General features: G+C 71.4%; 15 protein-coding genes. 11 read left to right on the forward strand and 4 right to left on the reverse strand.

The window, feature by feature from the left end; genetic code table 11:
- Positions 1 to 3 precede the first annotated feature (3 nt).
- Together AC0VYP_RS09060 and AC0VYP_RS09065 are read right to left on the reverse strand one after the other, a co-directional pair.
- Positions 4 to 1,290: an extracellular solute-binding protein gene (locus AC0VYP_RS09060; RefSeq protein ID WP_475473459.1), complete on the reverse strand. Its 1,287-nt coding sequence runs from the start codon at positions 1,288 to 1,290 to the stop codon at positions 4 to 6.
- A 316-nt stretch (positions 1,291 to 1,606) separates the two neighbouring features.
- The gene (locus AC0VYP_RS09065) at positions 1,607 to 2,038 is read right to left on the reverse strand and encodes a subtilase-type protease inhibitor (RefSeq protein ID WP_285760395.1); all 432 of its coding nucleotides are present in this window, start codon (positions 2,036 to 2,038) and stop codon (positions 1,607 to 1,609) included.
- 158 nt (positions 2,039 to 2,196) lie between these two features.
- Here AC0VYP_RS09065 and AC0VYP_RS09070 point away from each other — a divergent pair, with 158 nt between their 5' ends.
- Together AC0VYP_RS09070 and rpsR are read left to right on the forward strand one after the other, a co-directional pair.
- Positions 2,197 to 3,378, forward strand: coding sequence for a CobW family GTP-binding protein (locus tag AC0VYP_RS09070; protein ID WP_475473461.1), 1,182 nt, complete (start codon positions 2,197 to 2,199; stop codon positions 3,376 to 3,378).
- A gap of 56 nt (positions 3,379 to 3,434) precedes the next feature.
- Positions 3,435 to 3,689 carry a 30S ribosomal protein S18 gene (gene rpsR / locus AC0VYP_RS09075; RefSeq protein WP_475473463.1) on the forward strand — a complete coding sequence of 85 codons (255 nt, stop codon included), beginning with the start codon at positions 3,435 to 3,437 and terminating at the stop codon, positions 3,687 to 3,689.
- Positions 3,690 to 3,752: 63 nt separating this feature from the next.
- Here the strand turns inward: rpsR and rpsN are convergent, their stop codons facing one another.
- Both rpsN and rpmB read right to left on the reverse strand, forming a co-directional pair.
- Positions 3,753 to 4,058: a 30S ribosomal protein S14 gene (rpsN, locus tag AC0VYP_RS09080; RefSeq protein ID WP_475473465.1), complete on the reverse strand. Its 306-nt coding sequence runs from the start codon at positions 4,056 to 4,058 to the stop codon at positions 3,753 to 3,755.
- An 8-nt stretch (positions 4,059 to 4,066) separates the two neighbouring features.
- A complete protein-coding gene (gene rpmB / locus AC0VYP_RS09085; protein WP_285760390.1) occupies positions 4,067 to 4,303 on the reverse strand; it encodes a 50S ribosomal protein L28 in 237 nt (78 codons plus the stop codon).
- Positions 4,304 to 4,478: 175 nt separating this feature from the next.
- Between rpmB and AC0VYP_RS09090 the strand changes: the two genes are divergently transcribed.
- The 9 genes from AC0VYP_RS09090 to AC0VYP_RS09130 all read left to right on the forward strand — a co-directional run bounded on the left by AC0VYP_RS09090 (position 4,479) and on the right by AC0VYP_RS09130 (position 26,225).
- Positions 4,479 to 5,654 (forward strand): AI-2E family transporter, encoded by a 1,176-nt coding sequence (locus AC0VYP_RS09090; protein WP_285760389.1) that lies wholly within the window; start codon positions 4,479 to 4,481, stop codon positions 5,652 to 5,654.
- A gap of 246 nt (positions 5,655 to 5,900) precedes the next feature.
- The gene (locus AC0VYP_RS09095; RefSeq protein WP_475473467.1) at positions 5,901 to 6,680 is read left to right on the forward strand and encodes a 2,3-dihydro-2,3-dihydroxybenzoate dehydrogenase; all 780 of its coding nucleotides are present in this window, start codon (positions 5,901 to 5,903) and stop codon (positions 6,678 to 6,680) included.
- 115 nt (positions 6,681 to 6,795) lie between these two features.
- Positions 6,796 to 7,977, forward strand: a complete 1,182-nt coding sequence (locus AC0VYP_RS09100) for an isochorismate synthase (RefSeq protein ID WP_285760387.1) — start codon at positions 6,796 to 6,798, stop codon at positions 7,975 to 7,977.
- A gap of 39 nt (positions 7,978 to 8,016) precedes the next feature.
- Positions 8,017 to 9,657 carry a (2,3-dihydroxybenzoyl)adenylate synthase gene (locus AC0VYP_RS09105; protein WP_475473469.1) on the forward strand — a complete coding sequence of 547 codons (1,641 nt, stop codon included), beginning with the start codon at positions 8,017 to 8,019 and terminating at the stop codon, positions 9,655 to 9,657.
- A 36-nt stretch (positions 9,658 to 9,693) separates the two neighbouring features.
- On the forward strand, positions 9,694 to 10,356 hold the full coding sequence (locus AC0VYP_RS09110) for an isochorismatase family protein (RefSeq protein ID WP_285760385.1): 663 nt from the start codon (positions 9,694 to 9,696) through the stop codon (positions 10,354 to 10,356).
- Between the two features lie 40 nt (positions 10,357 to 10,396).
- Positions 10,397 to 11,701, forward strand: coding sequence for a lysine N(6)-hydroxylase/L-ornithine N(5)-oxygenase family protein (locus AC0VYP_RS09115; RefSeq protein WP_475473471.1), 1,305 nt, complete (start codon positions 10,397 to 10,399; stop codon positions 11,699 to 11,701).
- A 26-nt stretch (positions 11,702 to 11,727) separates the two neighbouring features.
- Positions 11,728 to 11,976 (forward strand): phosphopantetheine-binding protein, encoded by a 249-nt coding sequence (locus AC0VYP_RS09120; protein WP_285760383.1) that lies wholly within the window; start codon positions 11,728 to 11,730, stop codon positions 11,974 to 11,976.
- Between the two features lie 73 nt (positions 11,977 to 12,049).
- Positions 12,050 to 22,966: an amino acid adenylation domain-containing protein gene (locus AC0VYP_RS09125; RefSeq protein ID WP_475473473.1), complete on the forward strand. Its 10,917-nt coding sequence runs from the start codon at positions 12,050 to 12,052 to the stop codon at positions 22,964 to 22,966.
- A 40-nt stretch (positions 22,967 to 23,006) separates the two neighbouring features.
- On the forward strand, positions 23,007 to 26,225 hold the full coding sequence (locus tag AC0VYP_RS09130) for an amino acid adenylation domain-containing protein (protein ID WP_475473474.1): 3,219 nt from the start codon (positions 23,007 to 23,009) through the stop codon (positions 26,223 to 26,225).
- Positions 26,226 to 26,259: the final 34 nt, after the last annotated feature.

The following is a 26,259-nucleotide window of genomic DNA, read 5'->3' on the forward strand; positions in this document are numbered from 1 at the left end:
GGTTCACTGACCGAACGCGTCGTTCATCTGGCCGGCCGCATCGTCGGTGGCCTCGTTGACCGACGCGCGGTCGCCGGCGATCTGCTGCATCATCGAGGGCAGCACGGTCTGGGCGTCGATCGTGGCCCATGCGCCGGTGGCCGGTACGAACCGGGTGCCCGCATCCAGGGTGGTGACGAACGGGTCCATCTCGGGGTGTTCCGCGGTGATGTCGGCTTGGACGTCGGTGAACGCCGGCAGGTTGCCCATGGCGTCGAACATCTTGCGCTGGTACTCCTTGCCGCCCAGCAACTGGGTGAATTCCAGGGCGAGGGTGCGGCGTTCGGTCCCTGCCAGGATCCCCAGGTTGTTGCCGCCGGCGAACGCGGGGGCCACCGAGCCCTCCTCCACCCCGGGCAGCGGGACGACGGCGAAGTCCTCACCGATCGCGCTCTCCTGGACGGCGTTGAGGCTGAAGTTGCCGCCGATGGTCATTCCGGCTTTGCCCGCGACGAAGTTCTGGACGCTGTCGTTGCCGCCCATCTCCGAACAGGTCTGGGGCGGGCAGATGTCGTCGGAGAGCAGCTCGGCGTACTGTTCGACACCGGCGCGGGACTCGGCCGAGTCGATGGCGGAGGTGAAGGAACCGCCGGAGGGGATGGCGATGTCACCGCCGTGCGCCCAGATGAAGGGCATGAAACCGTAGGTGTAGGCGCCGCCGGTGGAGATGCCGAGCAGGTCGGGCTCCTTCGCACGGATCGTGCGCGCGGTCGTGGCGAGCTCGCCCAGCGTCGCGGGCACGTCCAGGTCGTGGTCGGCGAAGACGTCGGTCCGGTAGAAGAGGGCGCGGATGCCCACGTACCAAGGGACACCGTAGGTGCTGCCGTTGACCTGGGTCGTCCGGGCGAGTTCGGCATCGATGTCGGCGGCCTCGTCCCAGGCGTCGATGTCGGCGCTGATGTCGGCGAAGCCGCCTGCCTCCACGTACCCCGCGAGGTCGGTGTTGCCGAACTCCGCGACATCGGGGGCACTGGCGGGATCGTTGAAGGCCGCGCGGAACCGCTCGGCGCGGGTGTCCACCGGGATGTACTGCACGTCTACGGTGACGTCGTCGTGGGCTGCCTCGAAGGCCGCGATCGCCTCGTCCACGACTTCCTCTTTGGGGCCTTGGTTGACTTCGGAGAACAACCAGACGCGCAGGGTACCGGTGTCGAGGTCGGCGTCGGAGGCGGAGTTGGTCAACTGTGCGGGGGCGCACGAAGCCAGTAGTGCGGCCGTGCAGGCCACTCCCAGGGTGCGGATCAGTCGCATCGAAGCTCCTTGGCGCGGGGATCGTTCGTGACGGTGGCGAGAACGGGCCGTGGCCGGGATGGGGCCCGGAGGCGGCCTGTCTTTCTCTAGCTCGGCAAGCTATAGATCCGTTGACGAGTCTTTGAAGAGCCCGCGCGCAAAGTTGTGCATTGCACAATCGCTGAGTACCTATGCAGTGCTCAGGTGGATTTCGATTCCTGGAGCTGGGGTTACGCAAGGTGTCGTGGCCGTCTTGCGGCCAGATCCGGGCCCGGGCGTGACATGACGCGGGGCGCGAGAACGTTCTCGCGCCCCGCGTCCGCGCCCGGGTGTGGTTTTAGAAGGCGAAGACCCCGGCGGCCGCCTGGGCGGCCATGCAGGGGTTGCCGAACTCCCTGCCGTAGTTCACTTCTTGACCCAGCCAGTAACCGCGGGCGGTGACGGTCACCGGCTCGTACTGCATGGTGCAGAAGCCCCCACGATGCGGCAGCGACTCGAAGTCACCGTTGGTCGCCTTGAGCGCCGCACACGCCCCCCGGGAATTGGGGTGGCTGCCGACTGCGGCGGGGTGGCAGGCCAGAGTCACCCGGCGGTGGTCGGTCAAGGGGCCGTCGGCGGCCTGGGAGCCCTTTGCCGTGGTCAGCACCAGTGCCGATCGCAGAGCTGGCTCGGCGGCTGCCGCGGGGGATGCCGTCACCAGGGCTGCTGCGGTGGCGGTCAGGGCGGTCGCGATGGTCAAAAACGTGCGCACGAGCTCTCCCGGAGTCATGATGGGTCGCCCTACCGGCAAGGACAACTAAGTGTTATTTAACAGTCACTTAAAGTAGCGCGCACGCTTTTTTGGAAATCCGCCCCATTGCGCGGAGGGGGTAGATGTCCAGTAAGATAATGATAATCGTTTTCAATCGAAGGGGAGTGAAGGTCCTGATGCCACAGGCCACGGCCGCCCGAGTGGTTGTCGTCGCGGGGTTGCACCGCGCGGCGCGCTCGTACGCGGTGGACGAGTTCCTGTACGGGATGCCCGACGCAGTTGCGGTGCACCACGATCTCACCGGTATCGCGGAGGGGGTCGTCCACCGGGTGGTGCGCGACCGTTGGGGCGAGCGCGACCGTCAGCGCGTCAACCTGGTGCACGCCTGCGTCTCCTGCACTCTGCGCGAGGACCTCGTCCCCCTCCTCCTGAAGCTCGCGGCGCAGGGGGAGGCCGCTCTCTATGTCGTGGAGGCGTGGGACGGTGTCGAGCCCCGCGCCATCGTCGAGGCGTTGACGATGGCCGAGGTCAACCGGAGCCCCATCGCCGACTGGTTGACGGTGGAAGCCGCGGTCACCGTCGTGGACGCCGAACTGTTGGTCGCCGATCTGACCTCCGGCGACGACATGTGCGATCGCGGTCTGGACATCGCTCTCCAGGACGACCGTACGGTCGCCGAGGTGCTCAGCCGGCAGGTGGAATACCCCACCGCGTTGGTACTGCACGGAGGCGAGCGCGCTCCGGAACTGACCGAGCAGTGCACGGCAGTGCTCAGCCAGCTCAACCCCGCCGCAGCGATCATCGCCCCCGACCGGGGCCGGCTCGCCGCGCTCGCGGGCGGTCGCTTCGACGCCGTCGCCGCTGCTGCACGGTTGGACCCGGCATGCGTCCAGCCCCTGGACTTCTGCGAGACGGGTCAGGTGCGTACCGTCACCTGGCGGCGTTCGCGTCCTTTGCACCCCGGCAGGCTGCACGCCGCGCTCGACGACGTGGTGGGTGCGGGGTTGCGCAGTCGGGGGCGGTTCTGGCTGGCCAGTCGTCCCGACACGCTGCTGGTCTGGGATGCGAGCGGGACCTCGCTGGCCATGGAGACCGCCGGCCCGTGGTTGGCGGCGCTGCCCGACGCCGCCTGGGACCTGGTACCCGAGCAGCGTCGTATCGCCGCGCGGCTGGATTGGCATCCCACCGCCGGGGACCGCTGCCAGTGCCTGTCCTTCACCGGGATCGGTCTGGATGCCGGGCGGCTGGTCGAGCTGTTGGACTCCTGCTTGCTCACCGAGGCCGAGCTGGAGGAGGCGGCGCGCGAGTGGCCCGCTGCCGAGGACCCCTTCGCCGAAGTACTCGACGCGGTCTCCTGAGAACCGTGCTTCGGACCGATTCTCCCGTGACCTGCAAAGAGGAAAGAGGAGGCCGTATGGCTCCCCGTCCACGTCCCCAGCGCGCACCGCACCGTTTCGCCAATCCGCTGCACGGTGTGACCTCCATCGACTACAAGGACGTCGCCCTGCTGCGTACGTTCATCTCCGACCGCGGCAAGATCCGCAGTCGCAGGGTCACCCGGCTGACCGCCTGCCAGCAGCGGCTGCTGGCGGCAGCGGTCAAGAACGCCCGTGAGATGGCCCTGCTGCCCTATCCCAATACCGACGGTACGTCTGCTGCCCGTCGCTGAGAAGCCGGATGGCCCGCCGCGATCGTGGTGGGCCATCCGGAGATCCGGCGCTGTCAAAGGGCACTACCAGCTGGACTTGGTGACTCCGGGCAGCTCGCCGCGATGGGCCATCTCGCGGAAGCGGATGCGCGACAGCCCGAATCTGCGCAGGTGCCCGCGCGGGCGGCCGTCTACGGAGTCGCGGTTGCGCAGTCGGGTCGTGCTGGCGTCGCGCGGTTGGCGGCCCAGTGCCAGAACGGCTTCGGCCCGTGTCCGCGGATCGGTGTCGGAGGCCTTGATGATCCGCTTCAGTTCGGCGCGACGCCCGGCATGGCGCGCCACGACGAGGGAGCGCCGGTCGTTGCGGGCGATCGTGCTTTTCTTCGCCACGGTGGCTCCTAGATCTTTGTGCCACGGGCGCGCATGCCCGCCACCACGCGTTCGATGCCTTGTGCGTCGATGACACGAATGCCCTTGGTGCTCAGACGCAGCCGGATGTAGCGCTGTTCGCTGGGTAGCCAGTACCGCTTGACCTGGATGTTCGGGTCGAAACGGCGCTTGGTGCGCCGGTTCGAGTGGGAGACGTTGTTGCCGAACGCGGGCGCTTTGCCCGTCACCTGGCAGACCTGGGACATCGGATTGCTCCTCTCGGGGGAACGGGGGTGGGAAGCCCCAGCTTACTAAAATGAAAACCATTTTCATAATTGGAAGAGGGGTGACTCCGAGAAGAATCGCCGCTCGGCCTTCCGGCGGGTCGGGGGCCGGCTCGGTTAGGTTGTGAGTCGATCCCGGTGCTGGAGAGGGCGGCTCATGGCGGCGGACAGCGGACAAGAGACCGTGGGAGCCACGCCTTCCGTGCCCCCGGCCGCCGTCGGTGGAAGTACTGCGGGGCGCCCGGCCGCCCCCGGTGGTCCGGTCGCACCCGTCGGGCCGCCCGGCCCCGCCGACCGTCCCGAACCCCGGCGCCGCAACAATTACTTCGCCATCGGCTTCACCGGTGCGCTGGGCGTGCTGACGGCGTGGCTGCTCGCTCAAGCGCTGGTCCAGGCGCGCGCCATCCTCATCTACATTCTGGTCGCGCTCTTCCTGGCGGTCGGCCTCAATCCGATGATCGAATTTTTGAGGCGTCGTCTGCTCCCGCGCTGGGCGGCGATCGTGGCTGTGTGCGTGGGTCTGGTGGTCCTGGCCGGCGGATTCGTCTGGGCGATCGTCCCGCCGCTCACCCAGCAGGTCGCCGGTATCGCTGCGGACGCGCCCCGCTACATCCAGGAGCTACAGGACAACAAGTTCGTCGCCGACCTCGACGAGCGATTCAAGATCCTCAGTCATCTCCAGAAGGCGGTCGTCAGTCCCGACTTCGGGCAGCAGCTCTTCGGCGGGCTCGTCGGGGTCGGCCAGGTAGTGGTCAACTCGCTGGTGGCCACCTTCACCGTGCTCATCCTGACGCTGTTCTTCATGTCCTCGCTCCCCGGCATCACCGAGGTCGCCTACCGGTTGGTGCCGCGGTCGCGCCGCGAAAGGGTGCGCGAACTGGGGGACGAGATCCTGGAGCGCATCGGCAGCTATATCGGCGGACAGCTGCTGATCGCGCTGATCAGTGGGCTGGTCGCCTTCGTCTTCTTGATGCTCATCGGCTCCGACTACGCACTCACCCTGGCCCTCGTCGTCGGAGTCACCGCGCTCATCCCGCTGATCGGCACCACCCTCGGCGCGCTGGCGGCCTCGCTCGTGGTGGGGATCGGCGACCTGCGGCTCGGGTTGCTCACCCTGGCCTTTTTCCTGGTGTACCAACAGATCGAGAGTTATGTGATCGCGCCCCGGGTGATGCAGCGCTCGGTGGACGTCGCGCCCACCGTGACCATCACCGCCGCGTTGCTGGGCGGTGCGCTGCTCGGTCTGGTGGGCGCACTGATCGCGATCCCCACCGCCGCCGCGGTCACCCTGTTGCTCAAGAAAGTGGTTTTTCCCCGCCTGGAAGAGCGCTGAACAGGGTTTTCCCGGCCCGCTGTCAACGACCGCCCGTGTGACGAGCATGTTGCACGGTGGTTTCAAACGTGATTTCTCAGACACTGTCCTGTGCACTTTTTATGGCTGATCGTCACTTTTGCGAACCTTTCTCGTCTTGACACCGCGCACTCCGTCAATCGACACTTGCACACAGTTGCTTAGGTAAGCATTGCCTTAGTAAGGCAAGGCTGTGCAAAATGCTGCGCAAAAACCATAGGGGGAGATGTGGGCCGGAACGGGATCGATGGGTCGATCGCCCTGGTCACCGGTGCGGGGCAGGGGATCGGCAGAGCGGTCGCCGCAGCACTCGCCGACGAGGGTGCCACCGTTGCCGCGGTCAACATCGATCCCCACCGGATCGAGGCGTCCGGTGCCGACCGGACCGGCGCCGAGGCCACCATCTGCGCCTACCCCGCCGACGTCACCGATCCTCGGCAGGTCAACTCCCTCCTGGAGCGCATCGAACGCGACCTCGGCGCCGTCAACCTGGCCGTCAACGTCGCCGGGATCCTGCGCACCGGTCCGGTCACCGAGTGCACCGACGCCGACTGGGCCGCGATGCTCGCCGTCAACGCGACCGGCGTCTTCACCGTTTCCAGGGCAGCGGCCCGGTTGATGCGGCCGCGCCGCAGGGGACAGATCATCACCGTCGCCTCCAACGCCGCGGGCGTGCCCCGCGCGAACATGGCCGCCTACGCCGCGTCCAAAGCCGCAGCGGTCGCCTTCACCAAATCGCTGGGCCTGGAGCTGGCCCCACACGGGATCCGCTGCAACGTGGTCTCCCCCGGATCGACCGACACCCCGATGCTGCACGGCATGAACGGCGCCACGGGCACCCCCGACGTCGTCGCCGGCGACCCCGCCTCCTACAAGGTCGGCATCCCGTTGGGCAGGATCGCCGACCCGGGCGACATCGCCGCGGCCGTCTGCTTCCTGGCCTCCGACGCAGCCCGACACATCACCATGCACGACCTCTACGTCAACGGCGGAGCCGCCCTGCGCTGACCCCGCGCACCACGCGACCCTCCAGCACCCCGCTGCACAGCGGGGACCAGGCTGCCCGGCCCACCACCACCCTTACGGCGGTGCCCGGCATGTCCCGACACAGAAAGGCCAATCGGTGCCCCAACAGCGTGTCGTCACCAGCGCCTCTACGGCCGGCGACCTTCTCGACCACTACCGGCCCGGTGATTCCTTCTTCTCCTCGGCCGCGCGTGCGGTCCGCGGGGAGGGAGTCCTCGCCACCGCGACCAGGATCGACGACCTCCCCACCGTTCTCAGCGGCATCGACACCGACGACTCCCAACCGCCGATCGCCATGGGTGCGCTGCCTTTCGACCCGGCCGAACCCGCCCACCTCGTTGTCCCGAGCACCGTGTGCTGGGCGCCTCCGTTGGCCGCCCACGCCGCCGCACCCGTTGCGCGCCGCCCGCTCGCGGGGACCTGGAGCATCACCCCCGTGCCCCCGCCCGCCGAACACGTGGCCGCAGTGGAGCAGGCCCTCAAACTGCTGGCCGGCGCCTCCGGCGAGGGCCTGCGCAAGGTCGTCCTTGCCCGCTGCCTGAGGGTGAGAGGCAGCGAGCCCGTGGACGTCGCCCAGGTCCTCGCCAACCTGGCCCGGCGCGACCGCTCCGGTTTCACCTTCGCCATGAACCTGCCCGAACGGGCAGCCGGGACCCGCACCCTGATCGGGGCCAGTCCCGAACTGCTCGTGGCCAAACGCGGCCGTTCGGTGACCTCCAACCCCTTGGCCGGATCGGCGCCGCGCAGTGCCGATCCCACCCTCGACCAGCAGCGGGCAGTCGCCCTGCTCACCTCGGCCAAGGACCGCTACGAGCACGCCGTGGTGGTCGATGCGGTCGTCGAGGCGCTGCGTCCCCACTGTCGAGGACTGGACGTCCCAGCCGAGCCCGAACTCATCGGGACCGCCACGATGTGGCACCTGTCCACGCGGGTCTCCGGGGAACTGCGCGACCCGACCACGCCCTCCCACACCCTGGTCAAGGCACTGCACCCGACACCCGCCGTGTGCGGCACCCCGACGGCCGCGGCGCATCGCGCCATCACCGGCATCGAACCCTTCGACCGCGGCTTCTACACCGGAGCGGTGGGTTACACCGATGCCGCCGGAGACGGCGAGTGGGTCGTCACCATCCGCTGCGCCGACACCGAGGGCCGCGACCTCGAACTCTTCGCCGGCGGCGGCATCGTGCCCGAATCCGACCCCGAGGCCGAGCTCGCGGAAACCTCCGCCAAGCTGCGCACCCTGCTGCTCGCCCTCGGTATCAACCAGTCCCTCTGACCCTCTCGCCCGACGCCCCTACGAAAGGCCGGTTCGACCATGCTCGCCGGATGCACCCCCTGGCCCGAGGCGGACGCCGCCCGGTACCGCGCCGCCGGGTACTGGACGGGCGAGACCCTCGGCGCGTTCCTACGCGAACGCGCCGAACGTTTCGCCGACCGCCCCGCAGTCGTCGGAGACGGCCGCCGCTGGACCTACGCCGATCTCGACGCCCGCGTCAACCGGCTGGCCACCGGCCTCTCCCGGCTCGGACTGGACCGCGGCGACCGGGTCGTCGTGCAACTCCCCAACATCCCCGAACTCATCGAACTGGTCTTCGCGCTGTTTCGGCTGGGCGCACTGCCGGTGTACGCGCTGCCCGCGCACCGCCGCAGCGAGATCGAGCACCTGTGCACGGCCACCGGAGCCGTCGCGCTCGCGGTGCCCGGACGCCACGGGGGATTCGACTACGCGGCCATGGCGGCCGGCATCGCCGACACCAGTCCCGCGCTGCGCCACGTCCTCGTCGCCGGTGACACCGACGCGTTCACCGCGCTGGACGACGTGCGCGCAGCAGAGCCCGACGCAGTCGCGTTCATCGACGCGGACCCCGGTGACGTCGCGTTCTTCCAGCTTTCGGGTGGCACCACCGGGCTTCCCAAGCTCATTCCGCGCACCCACGACGACTACCTGTATTCGGTGCGCGCCAGCGCCGACATCTGCGGCCTGGGCCCCGAAACCGTCTACCTGGGGGCTCTGCCCCTCACCCACAACTTCCCCATGAGTTCGCCCGGTTTTCTGGGCGTCCTGCACACCGGGGGCACCATCGTCCTGGCGCCCGATCCCAGCCCCGCCACGGCGCTGGCGCTCATCGAGGCCGAACGCGTCACCATCACCGCCGTCGTTCCGCCGGTCGCGCTGCTGTGGCTGGACGCCGTCCAGAGCGGAGCCCAGTCCGACCGCGACCTTTCCTCGTTGCAGGTACTCCAGGTCGGCGGAGCCAAATTCAGCCGGGAAGCCGCCCGGCGGGTGCGTCCGCTTCTGGGCTGCACGCTCCAACAGGTCTTCGGCATGGCGGAGGGCCTGGTCAACTACACCCGACTCGACGACGCGGAGGACGTGGTGACGGGGACGCAGGGCCGACCGATCAGCGTCAACGACGAGATCCTGGTCGTCGACGACCAGGACCGCCCGGTGCCCGACGGCACCCCCGGCCACCTGCTCACCCGAGGGCCCTACACCATCCGCGGCTACTACCGGGCCGACGCGCACAACGCCACTGCCTTCACCGCCGACGGCTTCTACCGCACCGGCGATATCGTGCGCCGCGACCCCGCCGGCTCCCTCGTCGTCGAGGGCCGGGCCAAGGACCAGATCAACCGCGGGGGAGAGAAGGTCGCGGCCGAGGAGATCGAGAACCACATCCTGGCCCACCCCGACGTGCACGACGCGGCCGTCGTCGCGATGCCCGACCCCTTCCTGGGCGAACGAGTGTGCGCCTACGTCATTCCCCGCGCCCAGGCCCCTGCGAAGAGCGTCCTGCTGCGCTTCCTGCGCGGACGCGGGCTGGCCGCCTACAAGATCCCCGACCGCGTCGAGTTCGTGGAGCGCTTCCCCGCCACGGGCGTCGGAAAGATCTCCAAGCGCGAACTCCGCCGGGCGATCACGGCCGGTCTACGCGCCGCCCAGGCCCAGTCCTGAGACCGCTTCGTTTCCACCCAGCGATTGGACCACCTGATGGCACTGCCCACGATCGAGCCCTACCCGCTCCCCGGCGCGGGGGACCTGCCCGAAAACCGGGCCGGATGGACCCTCGACCCGCGGCGCGCACTGCTCGTCGTGCACGACATGCAGCGTTACTTCCTGCGCCCCTACCCCGAGGCCCAGCCGCTCCACGGCGCCCTGGCCAACATCCGTGCGCTGAGCGCGGACTGCCGCGCCGCCGGGGTCCCGGTCGTCTACACCGCAAAACCCGGCGGCATGAGTGCGGGCGAGCGCGGGCTGGAGCAGCACTTCTGGGGGGCCGGGATGAGGGCGGTCGCCGAGCACACCGACATCGACGAGCGTCTTGCCCGCGAGCCGCAGGACGTACTGCTCACCAAATGGCGCTACAGCGCGTTCGTGCAGACCGACCTTGCCCAGCGCATGGAACAGGCCGGACGCGACCAGATCATCCTGACCGGCGTCTACGCCCACATCGGCTGCCTGTTGACGGCTGCCGACGCGTTCATGCGCGACATCCAGGTGTTCTTCGTCGCCGATGCGATGGCGGACTTCACCGCAGAGGACCACCGATTCGCGGTCGGCTACGCGGCCCGCCGTTGCGCCGTCGCGGTGCTCGCCGACCAGGCACGCACCGCACTGGGCGCCGACCTGGCCAGCACCCCGGCCAGAGCCTGACCGGCCCACTCGCGCCACACCACTAGTGAAGGGCAACGACATGTCAACGCTTGAGCAGGAGACCGTGGTCCACGACCTGGTCGGGGTCGGGTTCGGCCCCTCCAACCTCGGCCTGGCCATCGCACTGGACGAGCGCGCCACGCAGGAACGATCGCTCAGCGGAGTATTCCTGGAGCGTCAGGCCGCCTTCGGATGGCATCGGGGAATGCTGCTGGACGACGCCACCATGCAGGTCTCCTTCCTCAAGGACCTGGTCACCACCCGCAACCCCGCCAGCGACTTCAGTTTCCTGGCGTTTTTGCACCAGGCCGACCGCCTGCACGACTTCATCAACCACAAGACCCTGTTCCCGCTGCGCGCCGAGTTCCACGACTACCTCGCCTGGGCAGCTGCCAGGGTCGCCGGCCAGGTCCGTTACGGCCACGAGGTGACCGGCCTGCGGCCGGTGCGCTCCGAGGGCAGGGTCACCTGCCTCGACGTCATCGCCCGGGACCAGGCGGGCCGGGAGAGCACGCTGCGGACCCGAAACGTCGTCTTCGGCCCCGGCCTGACCCCCCGCCTGCCCACGGGCGTCACCCCGTCCACGCGGGTATGGCACAACGAGTACCTGCTGCACGAACTCGCCGCGCTGCCCGAGGACGCCGCCCCTCGGTCGTTCGCGGTCGTGGGTGCAGGCCAGAGCGCCGCCGAGGTCGTGGACCACCTGCACCAGCGTTTCCCCGCGGCCGAGGTCAACGCGGTGTTCTCCCGCTACGGCTACAGCCCCTCCGACGACAGCCCCTTTGCCAACCGGATCTTCGACCCCGAGGCCGTGGACGCCTTCTTCGAGGCCCCCACCGAGGTCAAGGCCGAACTGATGGGCTACCACCGCAACACCAACTACTCGGTGGTCAACCCCGACCTCATCGACACGCTCTACCGCCGGGTCTACGCCGAAAAGGTCCACGGCGTCCAACGCCTGCGGATGCACAACACCTCGCGGGTCGCGGGCCTCGTCGAAGGGCCCGACAACGTCACCCTGACCGTCGAGCACCTGCCCACCGGCAAGCAGACGCCTCTGATCGCGGACTACGTCGTCTACGCCACCGGCTACCACCCCGCCGACCCCCGCCCCCTCCTGGGCGACCTGGCCGCGCACTGCGCCACCACACCCGAGGGGCGACCGGCCGTCCAACGGGACTACCGGCTGGTCACCAGCGACGACATCACCTGCGGTATCTACCTCCAGGGCGGTACCGAGCACACCCACGGGGTCTCCTCCTCCCTGTTGTCCAACGTGGCCACCAGAGTTGCCGAGATCCTCGACTCCATCCAGACCAGAAGCGGCGCTTCCGCGCGCGGCTGACCACCCCCTCCAGGAGAGCGAGCACCATGTCCGAACCGACCGGCACCACCCCCGGACTCACCGCCCGACAGGTCCGCGCCGACGTCGAACGGGTCCTCGGACCCGACAGCGCCGGCCTCGCCGGCGACGAGGACCTCCTCGACCACGGCATGGATTCCATCCGGCTGATGAGCCTGGTCGAGACCTGGCGTGCGGCAGGGGTGGAGACCGACTTCATCACCCTGGCCGAGGAGCCGACCCTGGACGCCTGGTCGGCGCTGTTGTCCCGCAGCTGAGCAACGGCCGCCACCCACCGCGGCGGCCCCGCCAGCCGTTCGTCCCACCCCGCAACCGAGGAGCCCCCTGCCGATGGCCGACCACTCCGCATCCCGCCTCCCGCTCACCGCGGCCCAGGCCGGCGTCTGGTACGCCCAGCAGGTTGACGTCACCAACCCCGTCTACAACGTCGGGCAGTACGTTGACATCCCGGCGGCCCTCGATCCCCGGCTGCTGGCGGCCGCCCTGCGCAAGGCGGTCGCCGAGGCCGAGGCGCTGAGAACCCGCTTCGCCGACGCGGACGGCCATCCCCTGCAAGAGGTCCTCGACGACTGGGACCCCCTGTTGGACGTGCGCGACCTGCGGACGCAGGCCGACCCCGAGGCCACGGCACTGGAATGGATGCGCCAGGACATGGCGGTGCCCGCCGATCTCGCGGCGGGGCCGCCGCACGCCCACGCCCTGCTCCTCCTAAGCGAGCACCGCTGCCTGTGGTACCAGCGCTACCACCACGTCGTCGCCGACGCCTTCACCGTCACGCAGGTCGCCCGCCGGGTCGCGGAGGTCTACACCGCCCTGGCCGAGGGAAGCGAGCCCCGGGCAGCGCGCACCGGAGCACTGGCCGACGTCATCGCCGCCGAGCACGCGTACACCGGTTCCGCCGCTGCCGCCGCGGACCGTACCTACTGGGGGGAGCTGCTGTCCGGTCGGGCCGAACCCGCCCTGCTCAGCGATGCCCCGCCCGCGCCGCCCCGCACCACCGTCCGCGCCGACGGCGGGCTCGGCCCCGATGCCCTCGCCGGGATCGACCGACTCGCCGCCGAGACCGGAGGGACGTGGGCCGAGACGGTCATCGCGGCCTTCGGTCTCTACACCCATCGTCGTACGGGGCGTCGTGACGTGGTGGTGGGGGTGCCGGTGATGGGGCGTCTGGGGTCGGTGGCGCTGCGCACCCCCGCCATGGTCGTCAACGTGTTGCCACTGTGCCTGGACCTCGCCCCCGCCACCGCTATCGGCGATGCCCTGGCCCACACCCTCGACCGGCTGCGGGGGGTGCGTGGGCATCAGCGGTACCGGGCGGAGGAGGTGCGGCGTGATCTGGGGCTGGTGGGTCGTGCGACGGGTCTGTACGGTCCGATGGTCAATATCAAGGCGTTCGACTATGCGTTGTCCTTTGCCGGGGCGGGGGCACTCACGCACACGCTTTCGGAGGGCCCGGTCAACGACCTCTCGCTGTCGGTCTACCGCGGCACCGACAGTGCCCTGCGCTTTGAACTCAACGCCAACGCCGCACGCTACTGTGCGGCCGACGCCGCACAGCGCCTGGCCGAATTCGTCCGACTGCTCACCGACCTGTCCCGGGCACGCACCACCGATCCCGTGGCCCGCCTGGGCCTCCTCACCGACGGCGAGCGCCACCGGCTCCTGACCGGCCTCAACGCCACCGACCGTGCCGTGCCCGACCGGCCACTGCCCGATCTGTTGGCGGAGGCCGCCGCACGTACTCCCGACGCCCCCGCTCTGATCACCGCAGACGCCGTTGTCACCCACGGGCGACTCGACGCCCGCGCCGACCGGCTGGCCCACGTCCTCCACCAGCGCGGTGCGGCTCCCGGCCGGGTCGTGGCAGTGGCGCTGGAGCGCACCGCCGACCTCGTCGCCACCCTCCTTGCCGTGCTCAAGACCGGGGCCGCCTACCTGCCCCTCGACCCCGGTTTCCCCGCGGACCGGCTCGCCCACATGCTCGCCGACTCCGGCGCGGTCCTCCTGGTGACCACCACCGACCTCGCCCCCGCCCTCCCCGACACGGCCGAACGGGTGGTCCTGGACGCGCCCGACACCCTGACCGCGGTGGCCGCGGCCCCGGGGCGCCCCTTCGACCGAGCCGGGGCCGGCTCGGGCACGTCGGCCATCGACAGCGCCGCCTACGTCCTCTACACCTCCGGTTCCACCGGCCGCCCCAAGGGGGTGGTCGTCTCCCACCGCGGCCTCGTCAACTTCCTCGTCAACATGGCCGCCCGGTTCCCGCTCGCGCCCGAGGACCGGATGCTGGCGGTCACCACGGTGGGCTTCGACATCTTCGCCCTGGAGCTCTACCTGCCGCTGCTGCACGGCGCGGCCGTGGTCCTGGCCACCCGTGACACGGTGCGCGACCCCGCGGCGTTGGCGGCCCTGTGCGCCTCCAGCGGGGCCACCGTCATGCAGGCCACCCCCACCCTGTGGCAGGCCCTGGCCGACGAGAACGCCGATGTCCTGAGAGGGCTGCGCATCCTGGTGGGCGGCGAAGCACTGCCCCCCGCCCTGGCCCGCCGACTGGCCGCCCACGGTCCCACCACCAACCTCTACGGTCCGACCGAGACCACGGTGTGGTCCACGGCAGCAGCCGTGGAGAGCGGGGAGGTGAGCATCGGGCGGCCCATCGCCAACACCCGGGTCTACGTGCTCGACGGTGCCCTGCACCCGGTGGGGGAGGGCACCCCCGGCGACCTCTACATCGCCGGAGCCGGTCTCGCCCACGGCTACCTGGGCCGGTTCTCCCTCACCGCCGAGCGGTTCGTCGCCGATCCGTACGGGGGGCCGGGGGAGCGGATGTATCGCACCGGTGACCTGGCGAGCTGGCGGGCCGACGGGTCACTGGACTTTCTGGGGCGCAGCGATCACCAGGTCAAGATCCGCGGTTTCCGGATCGAGTTGGGCGAGATCGAGGCGGCCCTCACCGAACATCCCGACGTCGCCCAGGCCGTCGTCGTGGCCCGGGAGGACACCCCGGGGCGTACCGTCCTCGTCGGGTACCTGGTCCCTGTCGGACGGGAGCCCGACCCGGCGGAACTGCGCACCCACCTGGCCGGTCGGCTGCCCGACTCCATGCTTCCCGCAGCGCTGGTGACGTTGGACGCCCTGCCACTGACCGCCAACCGCAAGATCGACCGTGCCGCACTGCCCGAACCCGGGCCCGTCGCCGGTCCCAGCGGACGTGCACCGCGCGGCGCGGGGGAGCGGACGCTGCTCGCTGTCTTCGGTGACCTTCTCGGCGGCGACGCCGTAGGTGTTGACGACGACTTCTTCGCGCTGGGCGGCGACAGCATCCTGGCCATCCAGGCCGTGAACCGGGCGCGCACCGCCGGAATCGCCCTGACCATGGCGCAGGTCTTCGAGCACCGGACCGTTGCGGCCCTCGCGCGCGTCGCCACGGCCGCCCCGGCCCCCGTATCGGCGGTGTCCCTCCGACCCGACGCCGACATCGAGCGTCTGATCCGGGCGGACCGGGCCGGGCTCGACCCCGATGGCCCGACCGGCATCGACCACGTCCTGCCCCTCACCCCCCTCCAGGAGGGGTTGTTCTTCCAGAGCCGCTACTTTGCCGGACACGATCCCTACGTCGTACGCACCCAAGTGGACCTGGACGGTGAACTGGATACCGCGCGGTTGCGCGCTGCGCTGGCCGCACTGGCCAACCGCCACCCCGCCCTGCGCACGGGCTTCTGGCAGGACGGTGACGCCTCGCCCGTTCAGTTCGCGGCCGTCGGCATCCACGCGCCGCTCACCGAGGTTGACCTGGGTGAGCTGTCCGACGACGAGCGCGCACGTGCCCTCACCGATCTCGCCGAGCACGATCTCGCCGAGCCCTTCGACCTGACCAGGCCCCCGTTGTGGCGCGTCACGCTGATCCGGCTGGGACCGGGACACCAGCGCATCGCCGTCACCCACCACCACATCCTGCTCGACGGCTGGTCCATCCCTCTCTACCTGCGCGATCTCCTCCACCTCTACGCCACCGGCGCGTCGGGAACCGCGCCGGCCGGGCCTGGCCCGATACGTGCCCACCTGGAGTGGCTCGCCGGGCGCGACAACCGGTCGGCCGATGAGGCATGGGCCGCGGAACTGCGCGGACTGTCCGCCCCGACCCTCGTGGCGCCCGAAGCACCGACCGCAGTCCCGGGGCCGACCGCAACCGCCCTACTGGAACTGCCGGGCGCGACCACCGACGCCCTCGACGCCACCGCCCGACGCCTCGGCACCACCCCCAACACGCTCGTCCAGGCAGGGTGGGGGCTGCTGCTCGGCGCCCTCACCGACAGTCCCGACGTCGTGTTCGGTGCCACCGTCGCCGGACGATCCGCCGACGTCGCCGACGCCGAGACCGCGATCGGGATGTTCATCAACACCATCGCCGTCCGCGTGCAGGCCCGCCCGGGCGACCGCGTGAGCGACGTGCTCGGCGACCTGCGCGCCCGCCAGACCGCGCTGTTGGAGCACCAGCACCGCGGCCTGGCCGACATTCAACGCGCCGCAGGTCTGGGCCCCCTCTTCGACACCCTCCTGGTCTTCGAGAACTTCCCCTTGCGTGCACGCGTGGCGGACGGGGAGCACGGCGGGCTGACCGTCACCGACACCACCGTCACCGACGCCACCCACTACCCGTTGGCGCTGAGCGTGTTCCCCGGCGCACGCCTCGGGCTGCGGCTGGTTCACCGCACCGACGCCTTCGACGCGCGGGAGGCCGCCCTGATCCTCGACCGCCTCGCGGCGGTCCTCACCCAAGTCGCGACCGATCCCGGGGTCCGGGTCCGCGACATCGACCCGCGCTCCCCCCACGAGCGCGCGCACCCGCCCGCGGCCCCCGCCCCCGAAACCGTTGACCTCACCGACCGCGTCGCCGAGTACGCCCGGCTCGACCCGGGCGCTCCCGCCGTCGTCGCCGCCGACGCCGTCCTGGACTACGCCGAACTCGACGCCGCCGCCAACCGGACCGCGCGCCTGCTCGCCGCCCGGGGTGCGGGGCCCGAGTCGGTCACGGGCGTGGCCCTGCCTCGTTCCTCGGTGCTGGTGCCGACCCTGCTGGGGATACTGCGTGCCGGAGGCGCCTACCTGCCGCTCGACCCCGCACAACCCGCCGGGCGCATCACCGGGATGCTGTCCGACGCCCGGGCGCGCCTACTCGTCACCACCACCGAGCTCGCTGCCGCCTTGCCCGACGACGTCGCGACGATCATCCTGGACGCCCCCGAAACCGCCGCTGAACTGCGCTCGCTCTCCCCGAAGCCGCTGACTGGCGGCGAACAGGCCCTGCGCGACCCGGCCGCGACCGCCTACGCCATCTTCACCTCGGGCTCAACCGGTCGGCCCAAGGGCGTGGTGGTGTCCCGCGGCGCGATGGACGCCTTCCTGGCCTCCGTCGGGGAAGCGGTGCCATTGGGGCGGGGCGAGCGGATGCTGGCCGTGACCACGCTCGTCTTCGACATCTCCGTCCTGGAACTGTTCCTGCCCCTGCTGCACGGCGCGACCGTGGTTCTCGCCGACCGCGACACGGTGCTGGACCCCGCGGCGTTGGCGGCCCTGCGCGCCTTTAGCGGCGCCGACGTCATGCAGGGCACCCCCACGCTGTGGCGAGCGCTGTTGAGCGAGGCACCACAGATCCTCCCCGGGCTGAGGCTGCTCACCGGCGGCGAGAGCCTGCCCGCCGATCTGGCCACCGGCCTCGCCGCGGCGGGTGCCCGGGTGACCAACCTCTACGGCCCCACCGAAGCCACCGTCTGGGCATCGGCCGAGCAGGTCACCGACCCCGCCGATCCCACCATCGGCCGTCCCCTTCCCGGCTACCGGTTCCACGTACTCGACCACGCACTGCGCCCCGTGCCGCCGGGAACGGTGGGCGACCTCTTCATCGGCGGCCCGTTCACCGCCCGCGGTTACGCCGGGCGCCCCGACCTCACCAGCGCGGCCTTCGTCGCCGACCCCTTCGGTCCGCCCGGCACCCGGCTCTACCGGACCGGGGACCGTGCCCGGGTGCGCGCCGACGGCCGCACCGACTTCCTGGGCCGCACCGACCACCAGGTCAAGATTCGCGGGCACCGCATCGAACTCGGCGAGATCGAGTCGGTCCTGGCCCGCCAGCCGGGGGTGACCGCTGCGGCAGCCGCCGCGCACGCCAGCGCGGCCGGCGTCACCCAGTTGACCGGTTATGCCGTGGTGGGCACCGGTGAACGCCCCGATCCCGCCGTACTGCTGGGGGCACTGGCCCGGCTGCTTCCCGACTACATGGTCCCCTCAGCGTTGGTGTTCCTCGACGCGCTACCGCTGACATCGAGCAACAAGGTCAACCGCGCGGCGCTTCCCGCGCCCGACGCCGCCGCCCCCGTCCAGCGCACGGCCCCCCGCAACCGGGCCGAGCAGGTCCTCGCAACCGCCGTCGGGCGACTGCTGGCCGGTACCGAACCCGGGACGGACGACGACTTCTTCGCTTTGGGCGGCGACAGCATCACCGCCATGAAACTGGTGGGCCGGGCCCGGTCGGCAGGGCTGGAACTCACCGTGCGCGAGGTGTTCGAGCTGCGCACGGTCGCCGCACTGGCCCGCGCGGCCCGCACGGCCGCAACCGCCCCTTCGGCCACCGTCCTCGACGTGCCCCTCACCGACGCCCAGCGGCGCGCCGTGACGACCGCGGCCGGCCCGGCCGGCGTTGACCAGATCTGGCCCACCACCCCACTACAGGCGGGTTTCGTCTTCCACGCCCTGCACGGCGGAGCCGACGACACCTACGTCTACCAGGCCGTTCTTGAACTGGCCGGTGACATCGACCCCGAGCGGCTGCACCGGGCCGCCGACGCTCTGCTACAGCGCTACCCCAACCTGCGCGCCGGGTTCGCCCACGAGGGCCTTGACGAACCGGTGCAGTTCGTCGTCGAGGGCGCGCGGCTGCCCTGGCGGTCCGACACCGCGGACCCGGCCGGTGACCCCGAGGCGTTGGTGGCCGGCGTCGCCCGCGCCGAACGCGCGGCCGGCTTCGACCTGGCGCGACCGCCGCTGCTGCGCATGGCTCTGGTGCGGATGTCCGCGCACGCCTCCCGGTTGGTCCTGACCCACCACCACGCCGTCCTGGACGGATGGTCGATGCCCCTGCTCCTGCGCGACCTGCTCGCCCAGTACGCCGGGTACCCCCTCGACCCGGCACCGGCCTACCGCGACCACCTCGCCTGGCTGGCCGACCAGGACCCCTCCGTCGCGGAGGACGCCTGGCGCAGCGCCCTGAGCGGGCTCGACGGCCCCACCCTGGTCGCCCCCAACGGTGACGCCGACACCGGGCCGGCCGTGCGCGCCCGCCTGGAGCTCTCCCCGGAACTCACCGGGCGCCTCGCCGACCTGGTGCGCCGACTGGAGATCACCACGGGCACGCTGCTGCGCGCCGTGTGGGCCCTGGTGCTGGGCACGCTCGCCGACCGCACCGACGTGGTCTTCGGCGAGACCGTGTCGGGGCGCCCGGCCGCGCTGCCCGGTGTCGAGGAGATGGTCGGACTGTTCGTCAACACCGTGCCGGCACGGGTCCGACTGAACCCGGGGGAGAGCGCCGCCGCACTGCTGCGTCGGGTCCACGCCGAGCAGGCCGCGCTGCTGGACCACCAGCACGCCGGGCTCCCACAGGTGCAGCGCGCTGCGGGCCTGGGCACCCTCTTCGACACGCTCCTGGTCGTGGAGAACCACCCCGACGACCAGGAGCTGCGCGGTCGGGACTTCGCCGGTGCGGTGCTGAGCGCGGTGTCCTTCGACGACGCCACCCACTACCCCCTCACCCTTACCGCCTACCCTCGCCGGCGCCTGCTGCTGCACCTGGACCACCGCATCGGCGTGCTCCCCGAGGCGACGGCCCGCGAACTGGTCAACCGGATCGCCGGCCTGCTGGAACAGATCGCGGCCGACCCCGACCAGCCGGTGAACCGCCTCGCCCTGGTCACCGGCGCCGAAAGAACGACGCTTGCGCCCGCCCCGCTCGCCACCGCCCCCCGGGACGCGGCCGACGTCTTCGCGGACACCGTCGCCCGGTGGCCGGACCGTCGCGCACTGGTCCACCCCGCCGGCGTGCTCACCTTCGCCGAGCTCGACGCGGCCGCCGAGCGCCTGGCCCGCCTGCTGCGCACCCGTGGAGTGGCGCCGGGCGACCGGATCGCGCTGGCGGTGCCCCGCTCGGTCCGCCTGCCCGTGGCGATCCTGGCCGCCCTCAAGGTCGGCGCCGCCTACCTGGTCCTCGACGCCGACCACCCGCCCGCGCGACTGGCGACGCTCCTCGCCGACCTCGCACCCGTCGCCGTCCTGCGCGCCGCCGGCTTCGACACCGAGTTGCCGGAGAAGAGCCCGGTCATCGACCTCGACGCGTCCGACCGCGTCGATGCTCCCGGCCCACCCCCGGCCGATCCTCCCCGGACGCCCGACGCCCCCGCCTACCTCGTCTCCACCTCGGGCTCCACCGGAACCCCTAAGGGCGTGGTCGTGCCGCGCCGGGCCCTGGCCAACCTGCTCGACCACCACCGCACCGGTTTGTTCGGCTCCGCGCGGGAGCCGCTGCGCGTCGCCCACACCGTGTCCTTCACCTTCGACGCCTCCTGGGACGCCTTCCTGGCGCTGTTCCTGGGACACGAACTCCACCTGCTGGACCAGGACCACTACCTTGACCCGCCGCGCCTGGCCCGCTACGTCACCGAACACGCCATCGACTACCTGGACTTCACCCCGACGTTCTGGCAGCGGCTCCTGGACGCGGGCCACGACTTCACCATGCCGCGGATCGCGGTGGTGGGGGGTGAGGCGTTCCCCGCATCGCTGTGGACGCGGATGCGGGCCCTGCCCGACACCCGGGTGCTCAATCTCTACGGCCCCACCGAGAGCACCGTGGACGCCCTCGTCGGGGACGTCGCCGACACTCCCGCGCCCACTGCGGGGCATCCACTGCCCGGCACCGCCCGCTACGTGCTCGACGCCTGGCTGCGACCGGTACCGCCAGGTGTGGCCGGCGAGCTCTACCTCTCCGGAGCCCACCTGGCACTGGGGTACCTCAACCGCCCCGGCGGAACCGCCGAGCGATTCGTCGCCGACCCCTTCGCCGCACCGGGAGCACGCATGTACCGCACCGGCGACCGCGCCCGGCTGCGCGCCGACGGCCGGGTCGAGATCCTGGGCCGCGCCGACGGCCAGGTCAAGATCCGCGGCCTGCGCGTGGAACCCGGAGAGGTCGAGGCCGCACTGGCGGAACTGCGGGGGGTCGCACGGTGCGCGGTCGTGGCACGTTCGGACGGTCCCGCGGGGCCGCGCCTGGTCGGCTACGCCGTCCCCGGCCCCGACACCGCCCTCGACCCCGATGCGCTCGGCGCCGAACTCGCCCGGGTCCTGCCGACGCACCTCGTCCCCTCGGCCCTGGTCGTCATGGACGACCTGCCGCTGATGGTCAGCGGCAAGCTCGACGTGTCCGCGCTGCCCGCGCCCCAGACCCCGGGCAGGGGGACGGGGCGGGGGGCAGCCGACACCGTCGAAGCAGCGTTGGCCGCCGCGTTCGCCGAGGTGCTCGGCCTCCCCGAGGTGACCGTTGACGACGACTTCTTCGCCCTCGGCGGTGACAGCATCGTCTCCATCCAATTGGTGGGTCGTGTGCGCGGACTGGGACTGGCCCTCTCCACCCGCGACGTCTTCGAGCATCCGACGGTCGCCGGACTCGCCGGCGTCGCGGTCCCCCTCGACGACACCGAATCCCCCCGGGCGGCAGATCCCGAGGCCGGCCTGGGCCGCCTGCCGTGGACCCCGATCATGCGCGACCTGTTCGAGCGCGGCGGTCCGGTGCGCCGGTACAACCAGACCCAGTTGGTGCGCCTGCCGGCCCCCACCGACCACAGGGCGCTCACCACGGCCCTCCAGGCGTTGTTGGACCACCACGACGCGCTTCGCCTGATCGTTGACCCGGCCGACCCCGACGCCGGCGCACTGGTCCCGCCCCCCGGCACGGTACGCGCGGAGGAGGTCCTGCGCGAGGCGGACCTGTCCGGTCTGGACGGCGACGCCCTCCGGCACCGAACCGCCCACGAGGCCCACGCCGCGGCCGACCGCCTCGACCCCGCCGCGGGTCGGGTCGTGGCCGCCGTACGCCTGGACGCGGGCCCCGACCGACCCGGCCGGCTCCTGCTGGTCGTGCACCACCTCGCCGTTGACGGCGTCTCCTGGCGCATCCTGCTGCCCGACCTGGGCCGGGCCTATACGGCGGCGCTGGCCGGGCGGGACCCCGCCCCCCAACCCACGGGGACCCCCCTGCGCCGTTGGGCCGAAGACCTCGTCGAGCACGCCCGCGGCGCCCACCGCGCCGGTGAACTCGACCTGTGGCGTGCGACCCTGGCCGCGCCCGCACCGTTCACCGCACGCCTGGACCCCGCCGGCGATACGGTCGCCACCGCGGCCACCCGCACCTACACCCTGTCCGCCGACCTCACCGACACCGTTCTGAGCGTCGTCGCACCCGCCTTCGGAGCGGGCGCCGACGACGTGCTCCTGAGCGCCCTCGCGCTGGCACTCGCCCGATGGCGCGCCCCGGGCGTCCCCGCAGGGGCCTGGCGGGTAGACATCGAGGGCCACGGTCGCGAGGACGTCATCGGCGGTGCCGAGCTGTCGCGCACGGTCGGCTGGTTCACCACCGTCTACCCCGTGGCACTGGACCTGGGCGGTCTGGACGCCGAGGACGCCGTCGCGGGCGGCCCGGCCGCGGGCGTCGCCGTCAAACGCGTCAAAGAGGCACTGCGCCGCGTCCCCGACCACGGAATCGGGTTCGGCCTGCTGCGCCACCTCGCCCCCGACACCGCGGCCGAGCTCGCCCGCCTGGACACCCCCGGTCTGCTGTTCAACTACCTGGGCCGCTTCCCGGTGGGCACGGACGCTCCATGGCAGCGCGTCCCCGAAGCGGCCGAACTGCCCGACACCGCCGACCCGGACCAGCCGCTCAGCCACCCCGTCGAGGTCAACGCGGTCGTCCACGAGGAGGACGGCGCCGTGCGCCTGGTGGCGTCCTGGCGGTGGGCGCCCCGGCTGGTCAGTGAACAGCAGGTTGACGACCTGGCCGAAGGATGGTTCGCGGCATTGCGCGGTATCGCCGCCCACGCGGCCGGCACCGGTGCGGGCGGGGCCACCCCCTCGGACCTGTCACTGGTCTCCCTGGACCAGGACGAGATCGACGACATCGAAGCCCTGTTGCGTGACCTGTGATCCCCTTCGTCAGCGCCCCACCCACCGAGAGCAGGAGACCATGAACTCCCCCGACAGTGTCCGCCTGGCACTGACCGGCGCCCAACTGGGCGTGTGGTACGCGCTGCGCGTCGATCCGGGGACGGCCGCCTACAACGTCGGCCAGTACGCCCGGATCACCGGCCCCCTGGATCTCGCCGTCTTCGAAGAGGCCGTGCGTGCGGTCATCGACGAGACCGATGCGCTGCGCACCGGTCTGGGCGTCGAGGGCGACGTCCCCCACCAGATCATCCGGCCCCGACTGGACTGGTCGCTGCCGGTGGTGGACCTGCGCGGCCACACCGACCCCCGCACCGTCGCATACGGGCTCATGCACCGCGACATGGCCACCGCCGTCAACCCGCTGAGCGGACCGCTGTTCGACTACACCGTCTACCGCCTCGCCGACGACCAGCACCTGTGGTACCAGCGGGCCCACCACATCATTCTCGACGCCTACGGGATCACCACCCTGGCCCGCCGCGTCGCCGAGGTGCACACCGCACTGGCGGCCGGACGTGTGCCGCCCCGCCGCTTCGGGACCCTGGCCGACGTCGTCGGGGCCGAGGCCGCCTACCGTGCCGGCCCCCAGTACCTCGCCGACCGTGCGTTCTGGACGAAGACCCTGGCCGACCGGCCCGAACCCGCACTGCTCAGCACCGCCCCTCCCGCACCCGCACGGGGCTGCCGAAGACACGTCCTCGACCTGCCGGAGGGCATGGCCGGCGCACTCGACGCGCTGGGCGGGCGCAGCGGGGCGACCTGGGCCGAGGCCGTGGTCGCCGGTGTCGCCGCCTACACCCATCGTCGTACGGGGCGTCGTGACGTGGTGGTGGGGGTGCCGGTGATGGGGCGTCTGGGGTCGGTGGCGCTGCGCACCCCCGCCATGGTCGTCAACATCCTGCCCCTGCGATTGGACATCGGTCCGGCCACCGGCGTTCACGCCCTGGTCGCCGCGACCCGGGATGGCCTGCGGGGGGTGCGTGGGCATCAGCGGTACCGGGCGGAGGAGGTGCGGCGTGATCTGGGGCTGGTGGGTCGTGCGACGGGTCTGTACGGTCCGATGGTCAATATCAAGGCGTTCGACTATGCGTTGTCCTTTGCCGGGGCGGGGGCACTCACGCACACGCTTTCGGAGGGGCCGGTCAACGACCTCTCGCTGTCGGTGCGCCGAACCGGCGACACCCTCCAGGTCCACGCCAACGCCAACGCCGCACGCTACCCCGAAGCCGACCTCGCCGAGCGCGCCGCAGAGCTCACCGAGTTCCTCACCGGATTCACCGCGCCCACCCCTCCCTCGGCCGACCGGCCGGTGGGCCGGCCGTACCTGCTGCCCCCAACACGCCGTGCGACCGTGCAATCCTTCGGTGCGCCCGCGGTCAGCGGTCCGGTCGGACCCTCCTCGTTTCACCGCATGGAGGTCGCCGCACGCAATGCTCCCGACCACGTCGCCGTTGTCAGCGACGAGGGGAAATGTTCCTACCGCGACCTCGACGCGCGCGCCGACCGCTTGGCGCGGCTTCTCCTGCGGCGCGGTGCGGCCCCCGAACGCGTCGTGGCAGTGGCGCTGGAGCGCAGCGTTGACCTCGTCGCCGCCCTCCTGGCGGTGCGCAAGACCGGGGCCGCCTACCTGCCCCTCGACCCCGGTTTCCCCGCGGACCGGCTCGCCCACATGCTCGCCGACTCCGGCGCGGTCCTCCTGGTGACCACCACCGACCTCGCCCCCGCTCTCCCCGACACGGCCGAACGGGTGGTCCTGGACGCGCCCGACACCCTGACCGCCCTCGCCGCACTCCCCGACACCCCCCTCGCTTCCGAGGAGCGTGTCGGTTCCCGCCGCGCCGACGAACTGGCCTACCTGCTCTACACCTCCGGTTCCACCGGACGCCCCAAGGGGGTGGCGGTGCCCGACGACGCCCTGGCCAACTTCCTCGCCGACATGGCCGCCCGGTTCCCGCTCACGCCCGAGGACCGGATGCTGGCGGTCACCACGGTGGGCTTCGACATCTTCGCCCTGGAGCTCTACCTGCCGCTCATGGCCGGAGCAACCCTGGTGCTGGCCGGCAAGGAGACGGTGCGCGACCCCGCGGCGTTGGCGGCCCTGTGCGCCTCCAGCGGGGCCACCGTCATGCAGGCCACCCCCACCCTGTGGCGGGCGCTGCTTGCCCACGCCCCGACGGCGGCGAGCGGGCTGCGCGCCCTCGTGGGGGGCGAGGCGCTTCCCCCCGACCTGGCCGAGGACCTCGCGCATGGAACACGCGGCGCGGTGAACCTCTACGGTCCGACCGAGACCACGGTGTGGTCCACCGCCGACCGTGTGACGGGACGCCGGGTGGGTATCGGGCGGCCCATCGCCAACACCCGGGTCTACGTGCTCGACGGTGCCCTGCACCCGGTGGGGGAGGGCACCCCCGGCGACCTCTACATCGCGGGGATCGGACTGGCCAGGGGATATGTCGGTCGTCCCGATCTGTCGGCCGAGCGGTTCGTCGCCGATCCGTACGGGGGGCCGGGGGAGCGGATGTATCGCACCGGTGACCTGGCGAGCTGGCGGGCCGACGGGTCACTGGACTTTCTGGGGCGCAGCGATCACCAGGTCAAGATCCGCGGTTTCCGGATCGAGTTGGGCGAGATCGAGGCGGCCCTCACCGAACATCCCGACGTCGCCCAGGCCGTCGTCGTGGCCCGGGAGGACGCGACCGGACGCCCCCGGCTGCTGGGCTACGCAGTAGCGCACACCGGCACAGCCCCCGACCCGGTCCGACTGCGCCAGGACCTGGCACGGACACTGCCGGAATACATGGTGCCCGCAGCGATCACGCTCCTCGACCGGTTCCCGCTCACGGCCAACCGCAAGGTTGACCGCGCGGCACTGCCCGAACCCGACCTGGCCGTGTTCAGCGGACGGCACCGCCCCCGCACCGCCGTGGAGACGACGCTGTGTGCCGCCTTCGCCGACGTCCTGGGACTGCCCGACGCCGGCGTTGACACCGACTTCTTCGCCCTGGGCGGCGACAGCATCCTGGCCATCCAGCTCGGCAACCGGCTGCGCGCCCGCGGTCTGGCCATCACCGTCCAGGACGTGTTCGCCCACAAGACCCCGGACGCGCTGGCCCGCGCCGCACGTCCGCTCGCAGAGGAACCGGCGGATACCCCGGCCGGGCCCGCCGCCATGTCCCTGGTGTCGCTGGAGGACGACGACCTCGGCGCGTTGGAGGCACTACTGCGCGATGAGCAGTGACGCCCGGGCAGTCCACCGACAACGAACCAAGTAT

This window comes from Nocardiopsis sp. iso_186 (genome assembly GCF_056173365.1).